Below are 22339 nucleotides of genomic sequence, written 5' to 3'. Positions count from 1 at the left end.
GGGGGGCCACCATGACCGACACCACCGTCATCGCGATCGCGCTGCAGACCATGATGGTCGCGCTCAAGCTCTCCGCGCCGATCCTCGTGACCTCGCTCGTCATCGGCTTCACGATCTCGCTGTTCCAGTCGATGACGCAGATCCAGGAGTTCACGCTCAGCTTCGTGCCCAAGCTCGTCGGGGTCGGCGCCGCGCTCGTCGTCTCGGGCAACTGGATGCTGCACACGCTGATGGACTTCACCGTGGACCTCTTCGAGAGCATCCCCACGCTCCTCGGCTGAGGCGGGCCCGATGACCCTGACGATCGCCGGCGAGCCGCTGCTCGCCTACCTGCTCGCCTCGGTGCGGATCGTGGCGTGGCTAGCGCTCGTCCCGCCGTTCGCGGGCCGGGCGGTGCCCGTCACGGCCAAGGTCGTGCTGTCGCTCGGCCTCTCGCTGGCGGTCGCACCGGCGCTCGCCGACGGGACCATCCCGGTCAGCAACAGCGGCCTGCTGCTGGTCGTGGTGACCCAGGTGCTCATCGGCGCCGCGATGGGCTTCGTGACCTACCTGCTCTTCGCCGCCGTCGCCACCGCCGGCAGCATCGTCGACATGTTCGGCGGCTTCTCGCTGGCGCAGGGCTTCGACCCGCTGGCGATGAACATGAACACCGTCTTCGGCAAGTTCCACCAGATGCTCGCCACCATGCTGCTGTTCGCCACCGGCGGCCACCTGCTGGTGATCGGCGGCCTGCTGAAGTCGTTCGACGTGCTGCCGCTGGGCGAGTCCCCGGACGTCGCGGGGGCGCCGGACGTGATGACCACGGCGTTCGGCATGTTCTTCGTGACTGCGGTCCAGATCGCACTGCCGCTCGTGGCGGTGCTGTTCGTCGCCGACCTCGGCCTCGCGCTCCTCACGAAGGTGGCGCCGCAGCTCAACGCCATCAACGTGATGTTCCCGGCCAAGATCGGGCTGACGCTGATGCTGCTCGGCCTCTCCTTCCCGGTGCTGCCCGAGGCGATGACCCGCCTCGTCGAGCTCGCCAACCAGGCCATGTCGGCCCTGGCCGGAGGGGGGTGAGCCATGTCCTCGGGCGAGGAGAAGACAGAGAAGCCGACAGCCAAGAAGCGCAAGGAGTCCCGCAAGGAGGGGCAGGTCCCCCGCACCCAGGAGCTGGGCGGCTGGTCGGCCCTGCTGCTCGTCGGGCTGGCGCTGCCGATCCTGCTCACCCGCGAGCTGACCGCGCTGCGGGACCTGATGGCGCAGTGCCTCTCGCTGCCCCCCGACGCGGCCGCCGAGGACGCGCTGATGCTGCTCGGTGAGGGCGGCAAGCACGTGATGGTGACGCTGCTGCTGCTCGGCTCGGGCGTGCTCGTGGTCGGCGTCGCCGCCGCGCTGGCCCAGGGCGGCTTCTACCTCGCGACCAAGAGCATGAAGCCCAACCTCAAGAAGCTCGACCCCATCAAGGGCGCCAAGCGGGTCTTCGGCCCGCAGGCCCTGTGGGAGGGCGCCAAGATGCTCCTCAAGAGCGCCGTCGTCGCGACCATGGCCTGGGGGACGATGCAGGCGATGCTCCCCCTCATCGGCGGGCTGGTGCCGATCCCGGCCGTCCTGACGATGGTGCGCGACGAGGTCTTCGCCCTGGTCCGCAACGTCGCCGTCGCCGGCATCGTCATGGCGGCCGCCGACTACGCGATCGTGCGCCGCCGGATCGGCAAGCAGACCCGGATGACCAAGCACGAGGTCAAGCAGGAGCACAAGCAGTCCGAGGGCGACCCCCTCGTCAAGGGCGCCATCCGCTCCCGCCAGCTCGCCGCCGCCCGGAACCGGATGATGGCCGACGTCCCCGAGGCCGACGTGGTGCTGGTGAACCCCACCCACGTCGCCGTGGCGCTGCGGTACGACGCCGAGCGCGGCGCACCCCGGGTGGTGGCCCGGGGCTCCGGGGTCATCGCGCAGCGGATCCGCGAGCTCGCCGCCGAGCACCGCGTGCCGATGGTGCGCGACGTGCCGCTGGCCCGGGCGCTGCACTCCTCCACCACGGTGGGCCAGGAGATCCCGCCCGAGCTGTATGCCGCCGTCGCCCAGGTGCTCGCGTTCGTCATCAGCCGACGCACCCGCGGGCAGCACGGCGGGGAGCACCGCAGCCCCCGCACCCAGGCCGACCTGCCGGAAGTGCTGGCCGCGAGCCGCCGCCGTCGGATTGCCTCCCCGGATCCCTCAGCCGGCACCCCCACCGGCCGATAGGCAGCACGGACGCCAGGACGGCGTACACCCCGGTGCCACGGAGGGCGCCGCCGCAGGCGACCTCCGAAAGGCCTCACGTGGATCCCAAGCGCCTCACCCAGCTGGGCGTTCCGGTCGGCATCGTGCTGATCGTCGTCATGCTGGTCGTGCCGCTGCCGGCGATCGTGCTGGACCTGCTGATCGCGCTCAACATCACCGGCGCGCTGCTGATCCTGATGGTGGCGATGTTCGTGCACCGTCCACTCGACTTCGCCGCCTTCCCGGCGGTCATCCTGGTGATGACCCTGTTCCGGCTGGCGCTCAACGTCAGCGCCACCCGGCTCGTGCTCCTCGACGGCTACGCCGGCAAGGTCATCGACACGTTCGGCCACTTCGTGGTCGGCGGCTCGCTCATCGTCGGCCTCATCGTCTTCGCGATCCTGCTGGTCATCCAGTTCGTCGTCATCACCAACGGTGCCGGCCGGGTCGCCGAGGTCGGCGCGCGCTTCACCCTCGACGCGATGCCCGGCAAGCAGATGGCCATCGACGCCGACCTGAACTCCGGCCTCATCGACGAGGACGAGGCCCGCAAGCGCCGCCAGGAGGTCCACGCCGAGGCCGACTTCTACGGCGCGATGGACGGCGCGTCGAAGTTCGTCAAGGGCGACGCAATCGCCGCCATCGTCATCACGCTGGTGAACCTGATCGGCGGCTTCGCCGTGGGCGTCGCCCAGAAGGGGATGACGTTCGGCGACGCGATCACGACGTACAGCCTGCTCTCCGTCGGCGACGGCCTCGTCTCGCAGATCCCGGCGCTGCTGCTGTCGGTCGCCACCGGCCTCATCGTCACCCGCAACACCGGCGACGCGGACATGGGCTCGGACATCCTGCGCCAGATCGGCGCGAACCGGATGCCGCTGCGGATCGCCGGCTTCGCCGCCCTCGCGCTGTGCCTGATCCCCGGCCTGCCCAAGCTCCCCTTCGTCGCCGCCGGCGGGCTGATGCTGCTGGCCTCGGCCCGGATCCCGGAGGAGCCCGACGTCCCGGAGCCGGACGAGGCCGCGGCGGCGCAGGCCGCTCAGCCGTCGGACTCCCCCGAGCTGCTCGCCGCGGAGATCCAGGTCGACCCGCTGGGCCTCGAGCTGGCCGCCGACATCATCGACCTCGTCGACCCCAGCAGCGGCGGCGACCTGCTCGACCGCGTGAAGGCACTGCGCCGCAAGGTCGCCGGCGACATCGGCATCGTCGTCCCGCCCGTCCGCACGCGGGACAACCTCGAGCTCCCGAGCCGGACCTACGCGATCAAGCTGTTCGGCATCGAGGTCGCCCGCGGCGAGGCTCCCCCGGGCACCGTCCTCGCGATCGGCGACTTCCTCGGCTCGCTGCCCGGCGAGCCCACCACCGAGCCGGTCTTCGGGCTCGAGGCCAAGTGGATCCCGGCCGAGCTGCGCAACCAGGCCGAGCTCAGCGGCGCCACCGTCGTTGACCGGGCCTCCGTCATCACCACCCACCTCGCCGAGGTGGTCACCACCCACGCCGCCCGGCTGCTCGGCCGCGAGGACGTCAAGCTGCTCACCGACGTCGTCAAGCGGAACCACCCGGTCGTCGTGGAGGAGCTCACACCGGTCCACCTCAGCCTCGGCGAGGTGCAGCGGGTGCTGCAGAGCCTGCTCGAGGAGCAGGTGTCGGTGCGCGACCTCGTCCGCATCTTCGAGGCGCTCTCCCTCAAGGCCCAGGCCACCAAGGACCTCGACGCGCTCGTCGACGCCGCGCGGACCGCGCTCGGTCCGGCGATCGTCGCCCCCCACCTCACGGAAGGAACGGTGTACGTGATCAGCTTTGAGCCCCAGCTCGAGCAGCGGATGCTCGAGGCGCTCCGACCCGGCGACCAGGGCGCGGTGATCGCGCTCGACGCCACCACCGGGCAGAGCGTCCTCACCGAGCTCCAGCAGCTGCGCACCCAGGCCGAGAACGACAACCTCCGGCCCGTCCTCGTCTGTGCGCCGCAGCTGCGCGCCGCCGTCCACCGGATGGTGCGCCCGGCGCTCGAGAGCACCGCGGTGCTGTCCTACACCGAGCTCGTGGGGGCCCAGCAGGTCCGCTCGGTCGGCGTCATCAGCGGCAACCGGATGGCGGTGACCGCATGATCCCGCTCAACGGCTGGGTCCTCGCCGCCGCCGCCCTCGTCTCCTCCCCCGCCCTGTGGTCCAGCATGGTCGAGGGCACCATGCCGCTCGACGTGGCGATCACCCGCTTCCTCGTCGCCGCGGCCGCCTGCTGGGTGGCCATGTCGGCCGCCTCCGAGCTCGTCTGGCCGTCCCGGGTCCCGCAGCGCGTCACCAATGACGACGCAGGCGGTCAGCAGTCCGGCGGGACGACCGACCGGGCCACCGACCGGGACGCAGAGCGCAGCGCAGCCGCCGACACGCCCTGACCGCGAACTGCCAGCAGTTCCCCTCCTGAGCGCGCCCAGCTGCCACCAGTTGCCCGCGCCGCGGGCAACTGGTGGCAGCTCGGCGTGAGTGGGGTCAGGCTCCCTGGCACTCCGGGACCGGCACGCGCCACTCGAAGCGGGTGCCGGCCGGCTCCGACGGGGCGAGCAGCAGCGAGCCGCCCAGCTCGTCGGCGCGACGCCGCAGGTTGCGCAGCCCACTCTCGTGGACCACGTCCTCGAGGCCGACGCCGTCGTCGACGACCCGCAGCGTGAGCCAGCCCTCCTCCAGCTCCAGCTCCACGAGGCACGACCGCGCGGCCGCGTGCCGGGCACAGTTGGAGAGCGCCTCGCGCAGCACCGCCAGCGCCTGCTCGGCCAGCGGCCGGCTCACCAGCGAGTCGAGGGGACCCGTGGTCCGGACGGTCGGCGGGAAGCCGAGGACCTCGGCGTACTCGCGCACCAGCCCGACCACACCCGCCCGGAGCGAGGACTCGTGGCCGTGCTGCAGCTCGAAGATGGTGGAACGGATGTCGCGGATCGTGACGTCGAGGTCGCGCACCGCGTTGTCGATCCGCTCCTGGGTCTCGGGCGGGATGCCGGACCGGCGGCCGCCCTGCAGCTGCAGCCCCGTGGCGAAGAGCCTCTGGATCACCAGGTCGTGCAGGTCGCGCGCGATCCGGTCGCGGTCGGCCGCCACCATCGCCTGCTGCCGGTCGACCAGCGCGACCGCGCGGTCCATGGCCAGCGAGGCCTGCGCCGCGAACGACGTCAGCAGCTCGCGGTCCTCGGCGGGCAGCCGGCCGCAGCCGCGCTCGGTGACGACGAGGAGCACACCCTGGAACGCCAGCGCCGCGTCCAGCGGGAAGACCGCGACGGAGCCGTCGTCGTCATACTGGGCCTCGAAGGACTCGCCGCTGGTCTGCGCGATCGAGATCCGCTCACCGAACGTGTCGAGCAGCTCCGCCAACGTCGCGTAGGCGGGTCCGTCGGCGGCCGGGACGTCGAAGCCGTGCTCGGTGCTGTGCACGACCGCGGCCAGGCTGGCCCGGGCGACCCGGCGGGCGCCGGTCGCGATCCGGGCGAGCGGCTCGCTGAGCGCGACGGGCGGGTGCAGCGAGTCGGCGAGTGCGGCGATCGCCTCGACCCACTCGCGCCGCCGCTCGCTGAGGTGGAAGGTCCGGGCGTTGCGGACGGCCACGCCGGCGACCCGCGCGAGGACCGCGACGGCGTCCTCGTCCTCCTCGTCGAACGGCAGCCCGTCGGCCTTGTCGGAGAGGTAGAGCTGGCCCAGGACGGTGTCCTGGAACCGGATCGGCAGGCCCACGAACGTCGTCGCGGTCTCGTCCGCCGACTGCCGCACCGACTCCCCCATCAGCCCACGGCCGACGGGCAGCGCACCGAGCTTCCTGGCATCCTCGGCGGAGAGCCCGTGGACCACCTGGTCGGTGACCTCGCCGTCCTCGGACAGCACGGCGAGGAAGCCGTAGCGCGCGCCGGTCAGCCGGCACGCGGACCCGACGATGCGGTGCAGGACGCTGTCGAGCTCGAGGTCGGCGCTGACGGCCAGCACCGCGTCGAGGAGCTCCGTCCGCCGTGCGTGCGCGGTGCCCGAGTTCGCCACGGCCACACCCTAGCCATGCCTTTACTTTGCAGGGGACGGAAATGACCTCGAAATGTCCGGAAAATGCAGCAACCCGCAGGTGTCGCCGGGTCAAGGTCCCAGCTGGCCCGGCGGACGTGGCCGGACCCACCTGCGGGTCGGGTAGCTGCGGTGGATTCGCCGGCAGTCCAACTGGTCCCGACGTACCCACGCGGGGTCATCGGCTGCTAGCGCGCAGCCACCTCACGCGTCCTCGAAGATTGCATCTGTCGGACCACCTCCTTTCCCGTGTGCCAACACGGTAGGCGGGCGACCGTCGCCGCTCAAGGGATTTGCGCCGCGGTTCAGGGGGCGAGACGCCCGGTCGCCCAGCCGCCGTCGGCCGTGCGGGAGTAGACGAGCCGGTCGTGCATCCGGTCACGGCGGCCCTGCCAGAACTCGACGACGTCGGGGCGGACGACGTACCCGCCCCACTCCTCCGGTACCGGGACGTCGCTGCCCTCGGGGAACCGGGCCTCGGCGTCGGCCATGGCCCGGTCGAGCGCTTCACGGTCGGGCACGGGACGGGACTGCTGCGACGCCCAGGCCCCGAGCCGGGAGCGGTGCGGGCGCCGCGAGAAGTAGGCGGCGACCGCCTCGACGGCGACCGGCGAGGCGACCCCGTCGACCCGCACCTGGCGTTCGAGCGGGTGCCACGGGAACAGCAACGAGCAGTGCGGGTTGGCGGCCAGCTCGCGGCCCTTGCGGGACCCGGTGTTGGTGAAGAACACGAAGCCGGCCTCGTCGAGACCCTTCAGCAGCACCATCCGCGAGGACGGCCGGCCGTCGGCCGACACCGTCGAGACGACCATCGCGTTCGGCTCGTGCAGCCCCGCGTCGGCAGCGTCGTCGAGCCACCGCCGGAACATGGTGACCGGGTCGCCCTCGAGATCGGGCTCGAGCAGGCCGCCCCGGGAGTACTCCGCGCGCAGGTCCGCGAGGTCCATCTGGTCGCGCCTCTCCATGGCAGTGACCCTAGGTGACCGAGCCAACGAGGGTGCAGAATGCGACGGCGGCGCCGCCCCCGGCGTCCCCCGACTGACAGGAGCCGCAGGTGACCGAGGTTCAGCCCGACGTGCAGCACGGCCTGGAGGGCGTCGTCGCCTTCGCCTCCGAGATCGCGGAGCCCGACAAGGAGGGCTCGGCGCTGCGCTACCGCGGCGTCGACATCGAGGAGCTCGTCGGCCGGGTCCCCTTCGAGAAGGTGTGGGGGCTGCTGATCGACGGCGCCTACGACCCCGGACTACCGCCGGCCGAGGCGTACAACATCCCGGTCCACACCGGCGACGTCCGCGTCGACGTCCAGGCCGCGATCGCCATGCTGGCGCCGGCGTTCGGCTTCCGGCAGACCTACGACATCAGCGACGAGCAGGCCCGCGAGGACCTCAGCCGGGTCGCCGTCATGGTGCTGTCGTACGCCGCCCAGGCCGCCCGTGGCCTGCACCTCCCGGTCGTGTCGCAGCGTGAGGTGGACGAGGGCCGCACCCTCGCCGAACGCTTCCTGATCCGGTGGAAGGGCGAGGCCGACCCCCGCCACGTCCGGGCGATCGACGCCTACTGGAGCTCGGCGGCCGAGCACGGCATGAACGCCTCCACGTTCACCGCCCGCGTCATCACCTCGACCGGCGCGGACGTGGCCGCGGCCTTCTCGGGCGCGATCGGCGCGATGAGCGGCCCGCTGCACGGCGGCGCCCCGTCCCGCGTGCTCGGCATGATCGAGGAGGTCGAGCGGCGCGACGACGCGGCGTCGTACGTCCGGGAGCTGCTCGACAACGGGGAGCGGCTGATGGGCTTCGGCCACCGGGTCTACCGCGCCGAGGACCCGCGCGCCCGCGTGCTGCGCCGCACGGCGCGGGAGCTCGACGCGCCCCGCTACGAGGTCGCCGAGGCACTCGAGAAGGCAGCGCTCACCGAGCTGCGCGAGCGCCGCCCCGACCGGGTGCTCGAGACCAACGTGGAGTTCTGGGCAGCGATCGTCCTCGACTTCGCCGAGGTCCCGGCACCGATGTTCACCTCGATGTTCACCTGCGCCCGGACCGGCGGCTGGTCGGCCCACATCCTCGAGCAGAAGCGGACCGGCCGGCTGATCCGCCCCTCGGCCGTCTACACCGGCCCCGCCGCCCGGGCCGCCACCGAGGTCCCCGGCTGGGACGACGCCTGGGCAGCGACCACCACCTGACCGCGAGGTGGCGGGGCGGGCCCCGACGTCCGACCGGCCGTCGGTGGATCGTGCTTGGATGCAGCATGACCTCTCGGGACGACTCCGCCACGCCCACCGCGACCCCGACCGCCGAGCCGGCCGTGGCCGCCCCGGGCGGCAGGGTCGCCCTCTGGGACGCCGAGGCGGTCACGTTCGACGAGGCGGCCGACCATGGCCTGCACGACCCGGACGTCCGCGAGGCGTGGCGCAGCCTGCTGGTCCCGCTGCTGCCCCCCGCCCCGGCTCGGGTCGCCGACCTCGGCTGCGGCACCGGCACGCTGTCGCTGCTGCTCGCCGAGGAGGGGCACGACGTGGACGGCGTCGACTTCTCCCCGGAGATGCTGCGCCACGCACGGGAGAAGGCGGCCTCGTCGCCGACCAGCGGCCGGGTCGACTTCGCGCTCGGCGACGCCGCCGAGCCACCGCTCGACGCCTGCGCGTACGACGTGGTCCTGAGCCGCCACGTGCTCTGGGCGATGCCCGACGCCGCGGCCGCGCTCACCCGGTGGATCGACCTGCTCGCGCCCGAGGGCCGGCTCGTCCTCGTCGAGGGGAGCTGGTCGACCGGCGCCGGGCTGAGCGCCGAGGAGACCGTCGCGCTGGTCGAGGCGACGGGCCGCACCGCCGTGATGCAGCGCCTCTGCGAGCCGTTGCTCTGGGGGCGGCCGGTCGACGACGACCGCTACGTCGTCGTCAGCCGCTGACCCGGACCCTGGTCCGGGGCGGCAGCCGGCGCGAGGCGGCTCAGCCCTGCGGCACGCGCCCGTCGTACCAGCTGGTGCGGCCCTTGCCACCCGGCCGGCTCAACGAGATGTGCATGTGGTCGCGGTGGCGCAGGGTCTTGGAGCACTTCTTCTTCCGCTTGCAGCTCGAGCTGAGGTAGTCGGTCCGCTCGAAGTGCCGCCACGAGGACCACGAGTGGTCGTTCCAGATGATGTACATGATCCCCATCCGGCGCGCCTTGGCGTGCTCGTTGCCCCGCCTGTCGGTGGCGAAGGCCAGGTCGAGGAAGTCGCGCGCGATCCTCCGGTCGCGCTTCTTCGTCGCGTCGAGGATCCAGTCGAAGGCCCGCCCCTCCTTGTGCTCGGAGGTTCCCCCGATCCTGCAACGACGCGACATCGGTCCCTCGCCGCCGCCGCGCCGGACGAGCCAGCGGGCCAGCGCCTTGGTGCCGGGCTTGGGCTTGGGGCTGCAGCGGGTCTGCGGCTGGTAGTCCGCGTAGTCCTCGATCGCGGCGCTCGCCGGCGCGGCCAGCGCCAGCAGGACCACGAGCGCGGTCAGGCAACCCGCGACGGAGCGGAAGACGTACGACATGGTGGATCCTCCCGAGAGTCGGCACCTGTCTGGACCAGGGCTCCTTCGAGGGTAGGCGCAACCCGGCGACGACGGGAGCGTCTCGCCGATTCTTTGTCTACTCGACCAGTTGCATTAGACTCCTCCCCGAGGGGAGTACCTCCACGGACTGATCCGGTCACTACGGCGCCTCGGCAGACGCCCCGGACGGTCGCCCGCCTCGTCGGGTGAGGGAGACCTCGGACCACCGCCGTCCGAGGAGGACCCTGTGCACATCACCGCTGCCGCCCCGGCATCCGCCGCCGGCCTCGACTCCATCGCCACGCCCGGCCTGTGGGCAGTGACGATCGGCGCCGTCGTGGCGCTGCTGGTCGTCGACTTCGTCATCACCCGCAGACCGCACGACGTCTCCATGCGCGAGGCGATCGCCTGGTCGGTGTTCTACGTCGCGCTCCCGCTGGCCTTCGGCGTCTACATCTGGTCGTCCCACGGCTCCGAGCGCGGGCTGGAGTACTACACCGGTTACCTGGTCGAGAAGTCGCTCAGCGTGGACAACCTGTTCGTCTTCATCCTGCTGCTCTCCGCCTTCGCGGTGCCGCGGGTGCTGCAGCAGCGGGTGCTGCTCTACGGCATCGTCGGCGCGCTGGTGCTCCGCGGCATCTTCATCGCGCTCGGCGCGGCGGCGCTTGCCCGCTTCGACTGGGTGTTCCTCGTGTTCGGCGCGATCCTGCTGCTCACCGGCGTGAAGCTGCTCCGCGACAACCTCGCCGGCGCCGACCACGCCGTCGACGTCTCCCAGCTGCGTGTGGTCCGGCTGGTCCGGCGATTCATGCCGGTCTCCGACGACTACGAGGGCACCCGCATGACTACCCGGATCGGCGGGCGCCGGGCCTTCACCCCCTTCGCCCTGGTCGTCGTCGCGGTCCTGGCCACCGACGTCGTCTTCGCCGTCGACTCGGTCCCCGCCGTCTACGGCATCACCGGCGACCCCTACCTCGTGTTCGCCACCAACGCCTTCGCCCTGCTGGGTCTGCGGGCGCTGTACTTCGTGCTCGAGGGCGCGCTCTCGAAGCTGGTCCACCTCGGCTACGGCCTGGCCGCGATCCTCGGCTTCATCGGCGTGAAGCTGGTGCTGCACTGGGCGCACATCGAGTGGCCGGCCGTCCCGGAGATCCCGACCCTCGCCTCGCTCGGCGTGATCATCGGCATCCTCGTGGTCACCACGCTGACCAGCCTGGCCGCTGCTCGCCGCGCCGAGGCCCGCGAGGGCGCGGGCGCCCCCGTCGAGCCGGAGGATCAGCTCGAGGAGAGCCGCTTGCCGTAGCACCGCGACAGCGGCGCGTGGCAGTAGAAGCCGAACTTCGGCACCTCCAGGTAGCCCGAGGACTCGTACAACGCGATGGCCTCGGGCTGCCTGAGCCCCGTCTCCAGGATCGCCACCTCGGCACCCGCCTCGGCGGCGGTGGCCTCGAGGTGGGCGAGCATCCGGCGGGCCAGCCCGAGGCCGCGGGCACCCGGGGCGACGTACATCCGCTTGATCTCGGCGGTCGCGGTCGACCCCAGGGCGGTGACGTCGTCGCGGCGCCGCCAGGCGCCCGACACCACGGCCCGCTCCTCGAGGTAGCCGACGAAGAAGCTGCCTCTGGGCGGGTCGAACATCGCCGGGTCGAGCGGGGTCTCGTCCTCGCCGCCGTAGCGGACGACGTACTCGGCCTGCACCTCGGCGATCAGCCGCATCGCGTCGGCGTGGCCGAAGCCGACCCGCTCGACGCGGAAGCCGGCCGCCCCGTTGTTCGGCCGGCGGGCCGTCCTACGGCTCGTCGGGTGGTCAGGCGATTGAGGAACCGCAGCCGTCACAGAACCGTGCCTCCTGGTCGTTGCGCACCCCGCACGAGCGACAGTACGGGCCGGCAGCCGGCGCCGCACCCGGATTCTCGCCGGTCCGGTGGCCCGCCCGGTCGTCGACCGTGCGGCCGACGCCGAGGACGCCCTCGCCGTCGGTGAGGTACGCCGCGCTGTCCTTGACCACGGGCATCGTCTCGCCCGCGCCGTACCGGGCCGCGGCGCCCATGAAACCCGCCTGCAACAGCATGAGCGAGGCGCCGATCAGGGGCAGCCCGCCGATGAACGCCGCGACGTGGAGGCCCTCGGGGCCTGCCCATGAGTCGTTCCCGAACACGTTGACCACGCCCCACGCGAAGACGCCCAGGGAGATGGGCAGCAGCACGAGACCGGCGATTCGAAAGAAGGTGCGGACGCCGGCCTGCTGGGCCAGGCCCGGACGCGGTGCGTTGCTCATGGAATGCCCCCCGGAAGACGTGTGGTGTCCGTGACACAATAGGGCCGCTGACAGCGTCGTCAGGTCCACCGCACGCCATCACGGAAGGCTGCCGCATGAGCGACGCCCCTCAGATCCCCGCCGACCTGCTGCCGTCCGACGGCCGCTTCGGCGCCGGTCCCTCGAAGATCCAGACGAGCCACCTCGACGCGCTGGCCGCCACGGGCACCTCCCTCATGGGGACCTCCCACCGCCAGGCGCCGGTGAAGAAGACCGTGGGCCGGGTCCGCGAGGGCCTCGCCGCGCTGTTCGGGCTGCCGGAGGGCTACGAGGTCGTCCTCGGCAACGGCGGTGCGACGGCGTTCTGGGACATCGCGACGTTCGGGCTGATCCGGGAGAAGAGCCAGCACCTGTCGTTCGGCGAGTTCTCGGCCAAGTTCGCCAAGGCGGCCCAGCAGGCGCCGTGGCTGGCCGACCCGTCGGTGGTCGAGGCGGCCCCCGGGACGTTGCCCGAGCCGGCCGCCGAGGACGGCGTCGACGCCTACGCGTGGGCGCACAACGAGACGTCCACCGGCGTCATGGCTCCCGTACGCCGCCCCGCCGGCGCCGCCGACGACGCGCTGGTGCTGGTCGACGCCACCTCGGGAGCCGGCGGCCTGCCCGTCGACATGGCCGAGGTCGACGCCTACTACTTCGCGCCGCAGAAGTCCTTCGCGTCCGACGGGGGCCTGTGGCTGGCCGTCATGTCGCCTCGAGCGCTCGCCCGGGTCGACGAGATCGCCGCGACCGACCGGTTCGTGCCCGCGTTCTTCGACCTGCCGACCGCGGTCGACAACTCCCGCAAGAACCAGACCTACAACACCCCGTCGGTCGCCACGCTCTTCCTCATGGCCGAGCAGCTCGACTGGATGAACGCCCACGGTGGCCTCACCGGGATGGTCGAGCGGACCACGGCGAGCTCCGACGCGCTCTACGGGTGGGCCGAGAAGACGTCGTACACCTCGCCGTACGTGCAGGACCCCGAGCACCGCTCGCTCGTCATCGGCACCATCGACTTCGACGAGTCGATCGACGCGGCCGCCATCGCCGCGACGCTGCGGGCCAACGGCATCGTCGACACCGAGCCCTACCGCAAGCTCGGCCGCAACCAGCTGCGCATCGCGATGTACCCCGCAGTCGAGCCGGCCGACGTCGAGGCGCTGACCGCCTGCATCGACCACGTGGTGGAGCGGCTCGCCTGAGACCCCTCAGAAGCGCGCCGTGATCGCGTCGTACGACGACGCGGAGTACGCCACGAGCCGGGCCTCCTCGACCTGCGTCGGGGAGGCCCGGAGCGTCTCCAGGGCCGCGTCGATGGCGTCCTCGAGCGGCCAGGCGTAGATGCCGGCGCTGATCAGCGGGAAGGCCAGGGTCGCCGCGCCGAGCTGGTCGGCCACCTGCAGCGCACGCGCGTAGCAGGAGGTCAGCAGGCTGCGGTCGGTCTCGCCCGCGCCGTGGTTGGGCCCCACGACGTGGATGACCCATCGTGCCGGCAGCTCGCCTGCCGTGGTCCAGCCGGCGTCACCGGTCGCGAGGCCGTGCGGGAAGCGCCGGACGCAGTCCTCCAGCACGGCGGGGCCGCCCGCCGCGTGGATGGCGCCGTCGACTCCCCCGCCGCCCCGCATCCGGCGGTTGGCCGCGTTGACGACCGCGTCGACCTGCTGCCGGGTGATGTCGCCCTGCACGACGGTGATCTCCATGGCTCCAGGCCTACCACCCCGCCGCCCGAGCCGGGAGGTCCGGCCGAGGCCGCGGCTCGGGTCAGCGGAGCAGCCGGAGGACGGCGCGCTCGAGCGCGGCCTGGCGGTCGTCGACCCGCTCGTAGTGCCTCCGGGTCGCGGTGGAGATGGTGCGGCCCTGCTCGTAGGCGTCCACGACGCGCGGGTCGACGTACGACGACCGGGCGAGCGTCGGGGTGTTGCCGAGGAAGTCCGCGACCTCCTTCATGGCGGCGCTGACGGCGCGCTTGCGCGAAGCCTTGGAGGTGCCCTTCTCGTCGGTGTCGGCGAGCGAGGCGGCGGCGATGACGGTGGCGTGCCAGGTCCGGAAGTCCTTGGCCGTGGCGTCGAGCCCGGTGGTCTCCCGGACGTAGTCGTTGACGGTCGCGGCGTCGAGGGGACGCCACCGGCGGCCGTCCTTCCACGCCAGCAGCCGGTCGCCCCCGCCCCGGCGGCGGCGCATGGTGTCGAGCGCATCGATCACGGCCTCGTCGTCGATCTCGATGCAGTGCTCCACCCCGGACTTGCCGTTGAAGCAGAACACCAGGTGGTCACGACGACGACGCACGTGCCGCCGCTCCAGCGTGGTCAGCCCAAAGCTGCCGTTCTGGTCGGCGTACACGTCGTTGCCGATCCGGAAGTACCCGAGGTCGAGCAGCCGTACGGCGACCGCGCAGCCGCGCTTCAGCTCCATCCCCTCGGTGCCGAGGTCGGTCAGCACCTGCTCCCGCGCCCTCGACAGCGCCTTGCCGAACTGCAGCACCCGGTCGAACTTCTCCGCGTCGCGCCGGCTGCGCCACTGCGGGTGGTAGAGGTACTGGCGGCGGCCCGCGTCGTCGGTGCCGACCGCCTGCAGGTGGCCGTTCTCGTGCGGGGTGATCCACACGTCCTGCCAGGCAGGCGGGATGACGAGGTCCTTGCAGCGCTGAGTGTCCTCGTCGCAGAGGCGCGCGCCGTTCTCGTCGAGGAAGACGAAACCGCGACCCGCGCGGCGCCGCGTCCAGCCGGGCTGGTCCGGCGAGGTCCTGCGGAGGCGTGGCACGCGGTCACCCTAGCCACCTCCTGGTCGCGGCCGGGGTGGACCGGTGGCCCGGCCCGGGGCCGACCCGCGGCTTCACCACGGCATGTGGCCGAACCTGCACTTCCCGAGGGTCCTGCACCACGGGAGGTGCAGGTTCACCACGGGACCATGGTGAAGCCACAGCAGCCGATCAGCGGCGTCGGAACACCCAGGCGAGGCCGACCAGCGCCGCCAGTCCGATCCAGCCGGTGAGGAACCACGGCCAGGCCGGGCGCTCGCGGGCGAACTCGTCGGGCTGCTGCACGGGCTCGCCGGAGACCGGAGCGGATCCCGTCTCCTCCCCCTCCGGCTCCGCGGGCTCCGATGGGCCGTCACCCGCCATCGCCGCCGCCACCGAGTCGGGCAGCGGGACCCGGTGCACCGGCGAGTTCCGTCCCTCGGTGCTCACGTAGACCGCACCGTCGTCGCCGACGGCGATGCCCTCGCCCTGCTGCACGTCGGGCAGGTCGAACGACCCGACCTCCTGCAGCGAGGGGAACGCGTAGACGACCGCGCGGCCGTAGTCGCGCAGCACGAGGTGCCGGCCGTCTGGGAAGAAAGCGCCGTCGGTGGCCAGCGACATGACCCGCCCGACCTCGGTCAGCCGGTTGGGCCGGTCGGCACTCAGCCGCCGGGGCGCCTCGTAGAGGGTGCCACCGAGGACCACCTTGCTGGCGACGTACAGCCGGCCGCTGACCGGGTGGTGCAGCAGCGTCTCGGCGTCGACGGCGCCGCCCGGGTAGGTCAGCGAGTACGTCGCCGGGTCGACCGTGCGGGCGCCGTCACCGAGCGGGACCCGGGCCACCTCGATGGTGGAGCGCTGCTTGGGGTTGTCGCCGATGTCGCCGACCCAGACCTCACCCGCGCCGGCCGGGGCGAGCGCCTCCACGTCGACGGGCGACTCGCTCCACGTGGTCACGCCGACCGTGCGGCCGCTGTTGCCGTCGACGACGAAGACCCGGCCGGTGTCGCCCGAGTCGTTGACCGTCGCGAACCGGCCCCCCGTGGCGACCAGGCCGCTCGACTCCACGATCTCGGGGTCCTGGAAGCGGAACAGCACGTCGGCCGCCGGGGCCGCCGACGCCGGTCCGACGAGGGTCCCGACGAGGAACGGCACCGCCACGGCGACGGCCCACAGCCGGTCACCCACGAGTCGCTCCTCCCTGCGACGACAGCAGCTCCGCCAGCCGCGGCCGGACCTGCCAGGCCGTGACCAGCTCGTCGTACTCCTTGCGGACGCCGCCGCCCTTGACGGGCGAGCCGGTGCGCACCGCGCGCAGCAACGTGTTGCGCGGCGTGTGCTGGGACTCGACGAACTGGACGACGTCGACGCGGTAGCCCTCGAGCCGCAGCAGCGACGCGCGCAGCGCGTCCGTCAGCGTGTCGGCGAACCGCTCGCGCAGGATGCCGTGCCGGGTGAGGGCGGCGTACGGCGCGGGCGTGGGGCTCCTGCGCAGCTGCGCCGCGATGTCGTGGTGGCAGCAGGGCGCGGCCAGCACCAGCGGCGCGTCCCACTGCACGGCGCGGGCGAGCGCCTCGTCGGTGGCGGTGTCGCACGCGTGCAGCGCGAGCACCACCTCGGGCGGCTGCGTCAGCTCCGCGCCGGCGATCGAGCCGACGACGAACTCGGCGTCCACGCCGAGCCGACCGGCCACCTCGGTGTTGTGCTCGCGCGACTGCTCCTTGACGTCGACCCCGACGAGGTGGACCGGCAGCCCCTTCACGTGGCCGAGGTAGCGCTGCGCCGCGAAGGTCAGGTAGGCGTTGCCGCAGCCGAGGTCGACGATCCGCAGCGGGTCGTCCGCGGTGGGCCGGCGCAGGTGGCCGCGGTCGAGCGCGTCGGTGAGCGCCGCGTCGAGCAGCCGCAGGAACTCCTCGACCTGGCGGTACTTCGCCTGCCGGCTGGGCTTGACCCGGCCGTCGCGGTCGGAGATGCCGAGCGCGACCAGGACCGGGTCGTCCTCGGGCAGCAGCCGCTCCTTGTCGCGGTCGTGGCCCCGGTCGACCTCCACCTCGGCCTCGCGGTCCCTGGTGTGGACGACCGCCTCGAGCTTCTTGGTCACCCGCACCTGGTGGGTCTGCGTGGTGGTCTCGACGTGCCAGTTGCCGAACGGCTCGTCGAGCAGATCGTCCACGGCGTCACGGGCGGCGTCGCCGGCGAGGTGGTTGGAGGTGTGCGCCTGCGTGGCGTCGTACGCCGTGACCTGGAGGTGGCGGCCGGCCTTGAGGTCGACGTAGCGCAGCTCGACCCGCCGCCAGCGCGGCTGCTCCCCCTTCTGCCGGCCGGAGGCGACGGCCTTGACGAGCGTGTCGGGGTCGAGCAGGTGGCCGCGCATCCGCGCGAGCGCCCGGAGCAGCGGCTCGCTCATCGGTTGAGCACCGCCGCGACGAGGACGATCAGCAGGAGCCCGCCCAGCGCCGCGGGGATGACGAGTCGGCGGTGACGGGGGTTCACGCGTCGAGTCTAGAGACCAGCAGTTCACCGAGGTGCATCGCCCGCACGCCCGCGAGGTCGGCCAGCTGGTGGCGGCAGGACAGCCCGTCGGCGAGCACGACGGCGCCCGGGTGGGCGCGCACCGCCGGCAGCAGGTGGGTCTCCGCGATCGCGACCGACGTGCCCCAGCGGCCGTCCTCCATCCCCCAGCTGCCGGCGAGGCCGCAGCAGCCGGGGACCCGCACCACCTCGGCGCCTGCCTGCCGCAGCAGCGACGCGTCGGCCGCCCAGCCGAGGACGGAGGCGTGGTGGCAGTGGGGCTGGGCGACGACGGTGGTGCCGGTCAGGTCGGGCGGGGCCCAGCCGATCCGGACGAGCAGCTCGGCCAGCGTCAGCAGCCCGCCGGCCACGACCTCCGCCCGAGGGTCGTCGGTGAGCTCCCGGGCGTCGCCGCGCATCGTCGCGAGGCAGGACGGCTCGAGGCCGACGAGCGGCGTCCCGTCCTCGACGTACGGCGCGAGCGTGGCGACGGCGTGCTCCACCCGGCGGCGGGCCCCGTCGAGCTGGCCGGTGGTGAGCCAGGTCAGCCCGCAGCAGGCCGCCTCCGGCACCACGCCGACGCTCAGGCCGGCCGCCTCGAGCAGCCGTACCGCGGCCTGCCCACTCTGGGGCAGGAAGCGGTCGGTGAAGGTGTCGGCCCACAGCCACACGTCCGGCCGGCCGGTTGTCCGGTCGGCGGCGCGGCGGCCGGCAGCCAGGCTGCGGAACGACCGGCGAGCCGGCCGCGGCAGGCTGCGCCGGCGGTCGACACCGGCGACGACCTTGGCGACCCGTCCCAGCGGACCCGCGGCGAGGACCCCGGCCGCGCCCGCCACCGGGGCGGCGAGCGCCAGCCACTGCGGGAGCCGGCCCAGCGCGTAGTGGCTGCGGGGGCGGCGGCGACCCGACCACGTCTGGTGCAGCACCTCCGCCTTGTAGGTCGCCATGTCGACACCGGTCGGGCAGTCCGACGCGCAGCCCTTGCAGGCCAGGCAGAGGTCGAGGGCGTCGTGCAGCGCCGGGTCGGCGAGGCCCGCGACGAGCTCGCCGTCGAGGGCCTCCTGCAGCACCCGCGCCCGGCCGCGTGTGGAGTCCTTCTCCTCGCGCGTGGCCTGGTGGGACGGGCACATCACTCCGCCGGGCGAGGACGAGAGCGCCGCGACGCACTTGCCGACTCCCGTGCAGCGGTGGGCGGCCGCGGCCAGCGAGCCGCCGTCGTGGGTGAGCCGCAGCGCGGTGCGCACCAGAGCGGCACGCCGGGCTGGGCGCAGGTCGGCGTCGAGCGGCGCCGGGTCGACGAGCACGCCCGGGTTGAGCAGGTTGTCGGGGTCGCAGGCCGCCTTCACCGCGCCGAACAGCTCCAGCGACTCCGCGTCGTACATCAGCGGCAGCAGCTCCGACCGTGCCCGGCCGTCGCCGTGCTCGCCGGAGAGCGAGCCGCCGTGGCCACGCAGCGCGCGGGCGGCCTCCTGCAGGAAGGTGCGGAACCGCGCCCCGCCGTCTTCGAGGTCGAAGTCGATCCGGACGTGGACGCAGCCGTCGCCGAAGTGGCCGTAGGGCACGCCCTGCAGGCCGTGCTCGTCAAGCAGCGCGTCGAAGTCCCGCAGCCACGCGCCGAGCCGGTCGGGCGGCACCGCGGCGTCCTCCCACCCGGAGTACGCCGGCCGGCCGAGGCTGCGCGCCGCGAGACCGGCGCCGTCCTCCCGGATCCGCCACAGCGCGGCGGCCTCGGCGGGGTCGGTCACGGCCCGGGCGCCGACGGCGCCGGCCACCGCGACGAGGTCCGGAAGGACCGCCTCCGGCGCCAGCCCGGCGACCTCGACGAGCAGCCAGCCGGCGCCGCGCGGCATCGCGGGGACGGGCGTCCCCGCGGCGCGGACCAGGTCGACGATCCGGGCGTCGAGGCCCTCGCAGGCCACCATCCGGCCGGCCTCGTGGCGGCCCGCGAGGAGCAGTCCGGGCACGGCGTCGGCCGCCTCCGCCATGGACGGGTAGCCCAGCACCAGCAGCCGGCGGTGGGGCTCCTCCTCGACCAGCTCGACGGTCGCCTCGAGGACGATCCCCAGCGTGCCCTCGGAGCCGACGAGGAACCGGTCGAGCCGACGGTGCTCGGGCAGCAGGTGCTCCAGTGAGTAGCCGCTGACCTGGCGCGAGAACCGGCCGAAGGTCGTGCGGACGTGCGGCAGGTGGGCGTCGACGATCTCGTGGAGCCGGTGGCCGGCGTCGCCGCCGCCGGCGTCGCGGGTGTCGACCACCTCGCCGGTGCCGAGGGCCACCCTCAGCCCCGCGACGTTGTCGGCCGTCCGGCCGTAGCCCAGCGCCCGCGAGCCGCAGGCGTTGTTGCCGATCATCCCGCCGACGGTGCAGCGCGAGTGGGTCGACGGGTCGGGGCCGAAGCGCAGCCCGTGGCGGGCCGCGGCGGCCTGGACGTCGGCGTGGACCGCTCCCGGCTCGACGGTCGCGGTCCGCGCCTCCGGGTCGACCTCCAGCACCCGACCGAGGTGGCGGGCGGTGTCGACGACGAGGCCGGGGCCGACGGCGTTGCCGGCGATGGAGGTCCCCGCGCCGCGCATCGTGAGCGGCGTCCCGGTGGCGCGGGCGACCTCGAGGACGGCGGGCAGCTCGTCGGCGTGCCGGGGCCGGACCACGACCTGTGGCACCACCCGGTAGAGGGAGGCGTCCGAGGAGTAGAGGGCCCTCGCCAGCGTGGAGTCGTCGACGTCCTCGACGCCGCGGCGTCGCAGCTCGGCGAGGACCTCCGCGGTCACGGCCGGCTCACCACAGCTCCAGCGACCGGCCGATGATCCCGGCGAGGTCGTCGGCGGTGACGTCGCGCGGCGCGGTCGCGAGCAGCCGCTGCTGCTGCAGCGCGCCGCCGACGAGGTCGTCGACGTCGTCCTTGCCGTAGCCGACGGCAGCCAGGCCGGGCGGCAGCCCGACGTCGCGCATCAGGGAGGTCAGCACCCCGGCCAGCACGTCCGGCCCGTCGCCGGTCGCGGTCGGGTCGAGCAGCCGGGCCGCCCGCAGGTGGCGGTCGGGGGAAGCCTCGAACGTGAACCGGAACGCCTCCGGCGCGGTCAGCGCGACCGCCATGCCGTGCGGCACGATCGGCTCGTCGGCCGGGTAGCCCTCAGGCCGGTAGTCGCGGACCCGGCCGGCGACCGGGTAGGCGTTCGCGTGCGGCACGTGGACGCCGGCGTTGCCGAAGCCGAGACCCGCCATGGTGGCCGCCAGCGCCATCTGCTCGCGGGCGGCCTCGTCCTGCCCGTCGCGCACGGCCGTCCGGAACGCCCCGGCCAGCAGTCCGAGCGCCCGCTCCGCCCACAGGTCCGAGATCGGGTTGGCGCCGCAGTAGGGGACCCGCTGCTCGGGTTCCTTGGCCCCGAAGTCGGCGTACCAGCGGGCGGTGTAGCTCTCCAGCGCGTGGCACAGGATGTCCATCCCCGCGCAGGCGGTCACCATGGCCGGCTGCGTCACGGTCAGGGCCGGGTCGACGACTGCGAGGGTGGGGCGCAGCCGCGGGTGGCTGATGCCGGTCTTGACGTGCAGCGACAGCACGTCGAGCACGCAGATCGTCGTCGACTCGCTGCCGGTGCCGGTCGTGGTCGGGACCGCCACCAGTGGCAGCAGCGGGTGGTCGGGCGCCCGGCCGCCGCCCACCGGCACATTGACGTAGTCCATCAGCTCGCCGGGGTTGGTCAGCATCAGGTCGACGGCCTTGGCGGTGTCGATCGCGGAGCCGCCGCCGACCGCGACGACCGCGTCGAACGGCCCGGCCCCGCGCGCGAACGCCACCGCCTCCACCAGAGAGGCGTCGGTCGGCTCGACGTGCACCCGGTCGTACGTCGTCACCTCGAGGCCGCAGCCCGCCATCCGGTCGGCGACCCGCGCCGGGTGGCCGGTGGCGGCCACACCGGGGTCGGTCACCAGCAGCACGCGGCGCGCGCCGAGCTGGAGCAGGTCGTGCCCGATCTCGTCGGACGCGCCGCGGCCGAGCTTGAGCGCGGGCGCGCCGTAGGTGAAGACGGTCTCCGTCATGGCGTCCCCCGGAGCTGGTCGAGCACCTGCAGCGCGTGGAGCACGACGTCGAGCACGGGCACCCGGCCCGCGCGCACGTCGGCGAACGGCACCCAGGCGACGTCGTCGGTGGTGCCGTCGAGCTCGACGAGCCGGGGCTCGGCGTCGTCGGGCACGGTGGCGTCGAAGAGCAGGTGCACGCCGTGGAAGTCCTCGTGGCGGCCGGTCGGGGCGGTGCCGTCGAACCGGGCGTCGTGGACGTCGAGCAGCTCCCCCACGTGGCACTCGAGGCCGGTCTCCTCGGCGACCTCGCGCACCAGCGCGGACCGCGGCGACTCGCCGTGGTCGACGCCGCCGCCGGGCAGCGTCCAGCGGCCCGGGTGGGCGCCGATCCCGGAGATCCGGGTCAGCAGCAGCCCGTCGCCGCGGGTGATGACGGCGTAGGCCGCGAGCCGCTGCCGCTGGAACGGCTGATGGTCGGCGAGAGCCTCCAGCACCATCGGCACGACCGGGACGGCCCCGGAGAGCACGTCGGCCACCGGCACCCAGGCCGACGCCATGGTCGACCCGTCCTCCTCGAGCACTCGCGGCGGCGGCGAGTCGGCGGGTACCCACCCGTCGTACACGATGCGCAGCGCGTGGGCGTCCACCCGGCGTCCCTCCCGCCAGGCGGCGGGCAGGTGGGCGGAGTAGACGCGGGCGGTGTCCCCCACCGCGGCGTCCAGCCCGGTCTCCTCCTTGACCTCGCGGACGACGGCGTCGCGGGGGTCCTCGCCGTGGTCGAGCCCGCCCCCGGGCAGCGTCCACAGCTCGTCGCTGGTCACGGCGGGCGCGAGCCGGCTCAGCAGGATGCGCTCGTCGCGCAGGATGACGGCGTACGCCGCCACGCGCTGCCGCTTCGGAAGACTGCCCACGGGGACAACCTAGGGCAGGGCAGGTTCCCCGGACGCCCTCGAGCCCGCTCCCCCGCGGACCGGGGCGGA

Annotated in this window: 21 protein-coding genes; 9 read left to right on the top strand and 12 right to left on the bottom strand. The window is 73.4% G+C overall.

Annotated elements, in window-relative coordinates; translation table 11 throughout:
• The first annotated feature begins 11 nt into the window (after window positions 1-11).
• The 5 genes from fliQ to ACFP2E_RS16130 all read left to right on the top strand — a co-directional run bounded on the left by fliQ (window position 12) and on the right by ACFP2E_RS16130 (window position 4639).
• Complete coding sequence (fliQ, locus tag ACFP2E_RS16150) at window positions 12-281, top strand: flagellar biosynthesis protein FliQ (protein WP_378523827.1); 270 nt, start codon at window positions 12-14, stop codon at window positions 279-281.
• Window positions 282-291: 10 nt separating this feature from the next.
• Entirely contained in the window at window positions 292-1059 is a 768-nt protein-coding gene (locus ACFP2E_RS16145; protein WP_378523826.1) for a flagellar biosynthetic protein FliR, read from the top strand.
• A gap of 3 nt (window positions 1060-1062) precedes the next feature.
• Window positions 1063-2226 (top strand): flagellar biosynthesis protein FlhB, encoded by a 1164-nt coding sequence (locus ACFP2E_RS16140; RefSeq protein WP_378523825.1) that lies wholly within the window; start codon window positions 1063-1065, stop codon window positions 2224-2226.
• A 77-nt stretch (window positions 2227-2303) separates the two neighbouring features.
• Window positions 2304-4352 carry a flagellar biosynthesis protein FlhA gene (gene flhA / locus ACFP2E_RS16135; RefSeq protein WP_378523824.1) on the top strand — a complete coding sequence of 683 codons (2049 nt, stop codon included), beginning with the start codon at window positions 2304-2306 and terminating at the stop codon, window positions 4350-4352.
• On the top strand, window positions 4349-4639 hold the full coding sequence (locus tag ACFP2E_RS16130) for a hypothetical protein (protein ID WP_378523823.1): 291 nt from the start codon (window positions 4349-4351) through the stop codon (window positions 4637-4639). Before flhA ends, ACFP2E_RS16130 begins: the two co-directional genes overlap by 4 nt.
• Before the next feature lie 94 nt (window positions 4640-4733).
• On the opposite strand, the gene ACFP2E_RS16125 is transcribed toward ACFP2E_RS16130, so the two are convergent.
• A complete protein-coding gene (locus ACFP2E_RS16125) occupies window positions 4734-6260 on the bottom strand; it encodes a GAF domain-containing protein (protein WP_378523822.1) in 1527 nt (508 codons plus the stop codon).
• A gap of 323 nt (window positions 6261-6583) precedes the next feature.
• A complete protein-coding gene (gene pdxH, locus ACFP2E_RS16120; RefSeq protein ID WP_378523821.1) occupies window positions 6584-7243 on the bottom strand; it encodes a pyridoxamine 5'-phosphate oxidase in 660 nt (219 codons plus the stop codon).
• Between the two features lie 89 nt (window positions 7244-7332).
• Here pdxH and ACFP2E_RS16115 point away from each other — a divergent pair, with 89 nt between their 5' ends.
• A complete protein-coding gene (locus ACFP2E_RS16115) occupies window positions 7333-8457 on the top strand; it encodes a citrate synthase 2 (protein ID WP_378523820.1) in 1125 nt (374 codons plus the stop codon).
• Between the two features lie 65 nt (window positions 8458-8522).
• Window positions 8523-9182 carry a class I SAM-dependent methyltransferase gene (locus ACFP2E_RS16110; RefSeq protein WP_378523819.1) on the top strand — a complete coding sequence of 220 codons (660 nt, stop codon included), beginning with the start codon at window positions 8523-8525 and terminating at the stop codon, window positions 9180-9182.
• A 40-nt stretch (window positions 9183-9222) separates the two neighbouring features.
• On the opposite strand, the gene ACFP2E_RS16105 is transcribed toward ACFP2E_RS16110, so the two are convergent.
• Complete coding sequence (locus ACFP2E_RS16105; protein WP_378523818.1) at window positions 9223-9792, bottom strand: hypothetical protein; 570 nt, start codon at window positions 9790-9792, stop codon at window positions 9223-9225.
• Between the two features lie 247 nt (window positions 9793-10039).
• On the opposite strand from ACFP2E_RS16105, the gene ACFP2E_RS16100 reads away from it, so the two are divergent.
• On the top strand, window positions 10040-11095 hold the full coding sequence (locus ACFP2E_RS16100) for a TerC family protein (protein ID WP_378523817.1): 1056 nt from the start codon (window positions 10040-10042) through the stop codon (window positions 11093-11095).
• Here ACFP2E_RS16100 and ACFP2E_RS16095 read toward each other — a convergent pair.
• The gene (locus tag ACFP2E_RS16095; RefSeq protein ID WP_378523816.1) at window positions 11068-11508 is read right to left on the bottom strand and encodes a GNAT family N-acetyltransferase; all 441 of its coding nucleotides are present in this window, start codon (window positions 11506-11508) and stop codon (window positions 11068-11070) included. The genes ACFP2E_RS16100 and ACFP2E_RS16095 overlap by 28 nt on opposite strands.
• A gap of 91 nt (window positions 11509-11599) precedes the next feature.
• A complete protein-coding gene (locus ACFP2E_RS16090) occupies window positions 11600-12070 on the bottom strand; it encodes a zinc-ribbon domain-containing protein (RefSeq protein ID WP_378523815.1) in 471 nt (156 codons plus the stop codon).
• 95 nt (window positions 12071-12165) lie between these two features.
• Between ACFP2E_RS16090 and serC the strand changes: the two genes are divergently transcribed.
• Window positions 12166-13290: a phosphoserine transaminase gene (gene serC, locus ACFP2E_RS16085; RefSeq protein ID WP_378523814.1), complete on the top strand. Its 1125-nt coding sequence runs from the start codon at window positions 12166-12168 to the stop codon at window positions 13288-13290.
• A 6-nt stretch (window positions 13291-13296) separates the two neighbouring features.
• On the opposite strand, the gene ACFP2E_RS16080 is transcribed toward serC, so the two are convergent.
• The 7 genes from ACFP2E_RS16080 to ACFP2E_RS16050 all read right to left on the bottom strand — a co-directional run bounded on the left by ACFP2E_RS16080 (window position 13297) and on the right by ACFP2E_RS16050 (window position 22270).
• The gene (locus ACFP2E_RS16080) at window positions 13297-13788 is read right to left on the bottom strand and encodes an O-acetyl-ADP-ribose deacetylase (protein WP_378523813.1); all 492 of its coding nucleotides are present in this window, start codon (window positions 13786-13788) and stop codon (window positions 13297-13299) included.
• A 61-nt stretch (window positions 13789-13849) separates the two neighbouring features.
• The gene (locus tag ACFP2E_RS16075; protein ID WP_378523812.1) at window positions 13850-14848 is read right to left on the bottom strand and encodes a DNA topoisomerase IB; all 999 of its coding nucleotides are present in this window, start codon (window positions 14846-14848) and stop codon (window positions 13850-13852) included.
• Window positions 14849-15017: 169 nt separating this feature from the next.
• Window positions 15018-16016, bottom strand: a complete 999-nt coding sequence (locus ACFP2E_RS16070) for a hypothetical protein (protein WP_378523811.1) — start codon at window positions 16014-16016, stop codon at window positions 15018-15020.
• Window positions 16009-17235 carry a class I SAM-dependent methyltransferase gene (locus ACFP2E_RS16065; RefSeq protein WP_378523810.1) on the bottom strand — a complete coding sequence of 409 codons (1227 nt, stop codon included), beginning with the start codon at window positions 17233-17235 and terminating at the stop codon, window positions 16009-16011. Before ACFP2E_RS16065 ends, ACFP2E_RS16070 begins: the two co-directional genes overlap by 8 nt.
• A gap of 82 nt (window positions 17236-17317) precedes the next feature.
• Window positions 17318-20107 carry an FAD-binding and (Fe-S)-binding domain-containing protein gene (locus ACFP2E_RS16060; RefSeq protein ID WP_378523809.1) on the bottom strand — a complete coding sequence of 930 codons (2790 nt, stop codon included), beginning with the start codon at window positions 20105-20107 and terminating at the stop codon, window positions 17318-17320.
• A gap of 7 nt (window positions 20108-20114) precedes the next feature.
• Entirely contained in the window at window positions 20115-21377 is a 1263-nt protein-coding gene (locus tag ACFP2E_RS16055) for a hydroxyacid-oxoacid transhydrogenase (protein WP_378523808.1), read from the bottom strand.
• Window positions 21374-22270, bottom strand: coding sequence for an NUDIX hydrolase (locus ACFP2E_RS16050; protein WP_378523807.1), 897 nt, complete (start codon window positions 22268-22270; stop codon window positions 21374-21376). The genes ACFP2E_RS16055 and ACFP2E_RS16050 overlap by 4 nt, the downstream gene beginning before the upstream one ends.
• Window positions 22271-22339: the final 69 nt, after the last annotated feature.

Source organism: Nocardioides sp. GCM10027114, from assembly GCF_042659625.1.
Taxonomy (GTDB): Bacteria; Actinomycetota; Actinomycetes; order Propionibacteriales; family Nocardioidaceae; genus Nocardioides.
The sequence above is the reverse complement of the archived record's forward strand: the minus strand, read 5'-3'. Positions and strand labels throughout refer to the sequence as shown.

Bases quoted from the DNA above. Each gene is read 5' to 3' on its own strand.
- fliQ (WP_378523827.1), top strand. From the start codon at position 12: ATGACCGACACCACCGTCATCGCGATCGCGCTGCAGACCATGATGGTC.
- ACFP2E_RS16145 (WP_378523826.1), top strand. From the start codon at position 292: ATGACCCTGACGATCGCCGGCGAGCCGCTGCTCGCCTACCTGCTCGCC.
- ACFP2E_RS16140 (WP_378523825.1), top strand. From the start codon at position 1,063: ATGTCCTCGGGCGAGGAGAAGACAGAGAAGCCGACAGCCAAGAAGCGC.
- ACFP2E_RS16130 (WP_378523823.1), top strand. From the start codon at position 4,349: ATGATCCCGCTCAACGGCTGGGTCCTCGCCGCCGCCGCCCTCGTCTCC.
- pdxH (WP_378523821.1), bottom strand. From the start codon at position 7,243: ATGGAGAGGCGCGACCAGATGGACCTCGCGGACCTGCGCGCGGAGTAC.
- ACFP2E_RS16110 (WP_378523819.1), top strand. From the start codon at position 8,523: ATGACCTCTCGGGACGACTCCGCCACGCCCACCGCGACCCCGACCGCC.
- ACFP2E_RS16105 (WP_378523818.1), bottom strand. From the start codon at position 9,792: ATGTCGTACGTCTTCCGCTCCGTCGCGGGTTGCCTGACCGCGCTCGTG.
- ACFP2E_RS16095 (WP_378523816.1), bottom strand. From the start codon at position 11,508: ATGCGGCTGATCGCCGAGGTGCAGGCCGAGTACGTCGTCCGCTACGGC.
- ACFP2E_RS16090 (WP_378523815.1), bottom strand. From the start codon at position 12,070: ATGAGCAACGCACCGCGTCCGGGCCTGGCCCAGCAGGCCGGCGTCCGC.
- serC (WP_378523814.1), top strand. From the start codon at position 12,166: ATGAGCGACGCCCCTCAGATCCCCGCCGACCTGCTGCCGTCCGACGGC.
- ACFP2E_RS16080 (WP_378523813.1), bottom strand. From the start codon at position 13,788: ATGGAGATCACCGTCGTGCAGGGCGACATCACCCGGCAGCAGGTCGAC.
- ACFP2E_RS16065 (WP_378523810.1), bottom strand. From the start codon at position 17,235: ATGAGCGAGCCGCTGCTCCGGGCGCTCGCGCGGATGCGCGGCCACCTG.
- ACFP2E_RS16055 (WP_378523808.1), bottom strand. From the start codon at position 21,377: ATGACGGAGACCGTCTTCACCTACGGCGCGCCCGCGCTCAAGCTCGGC.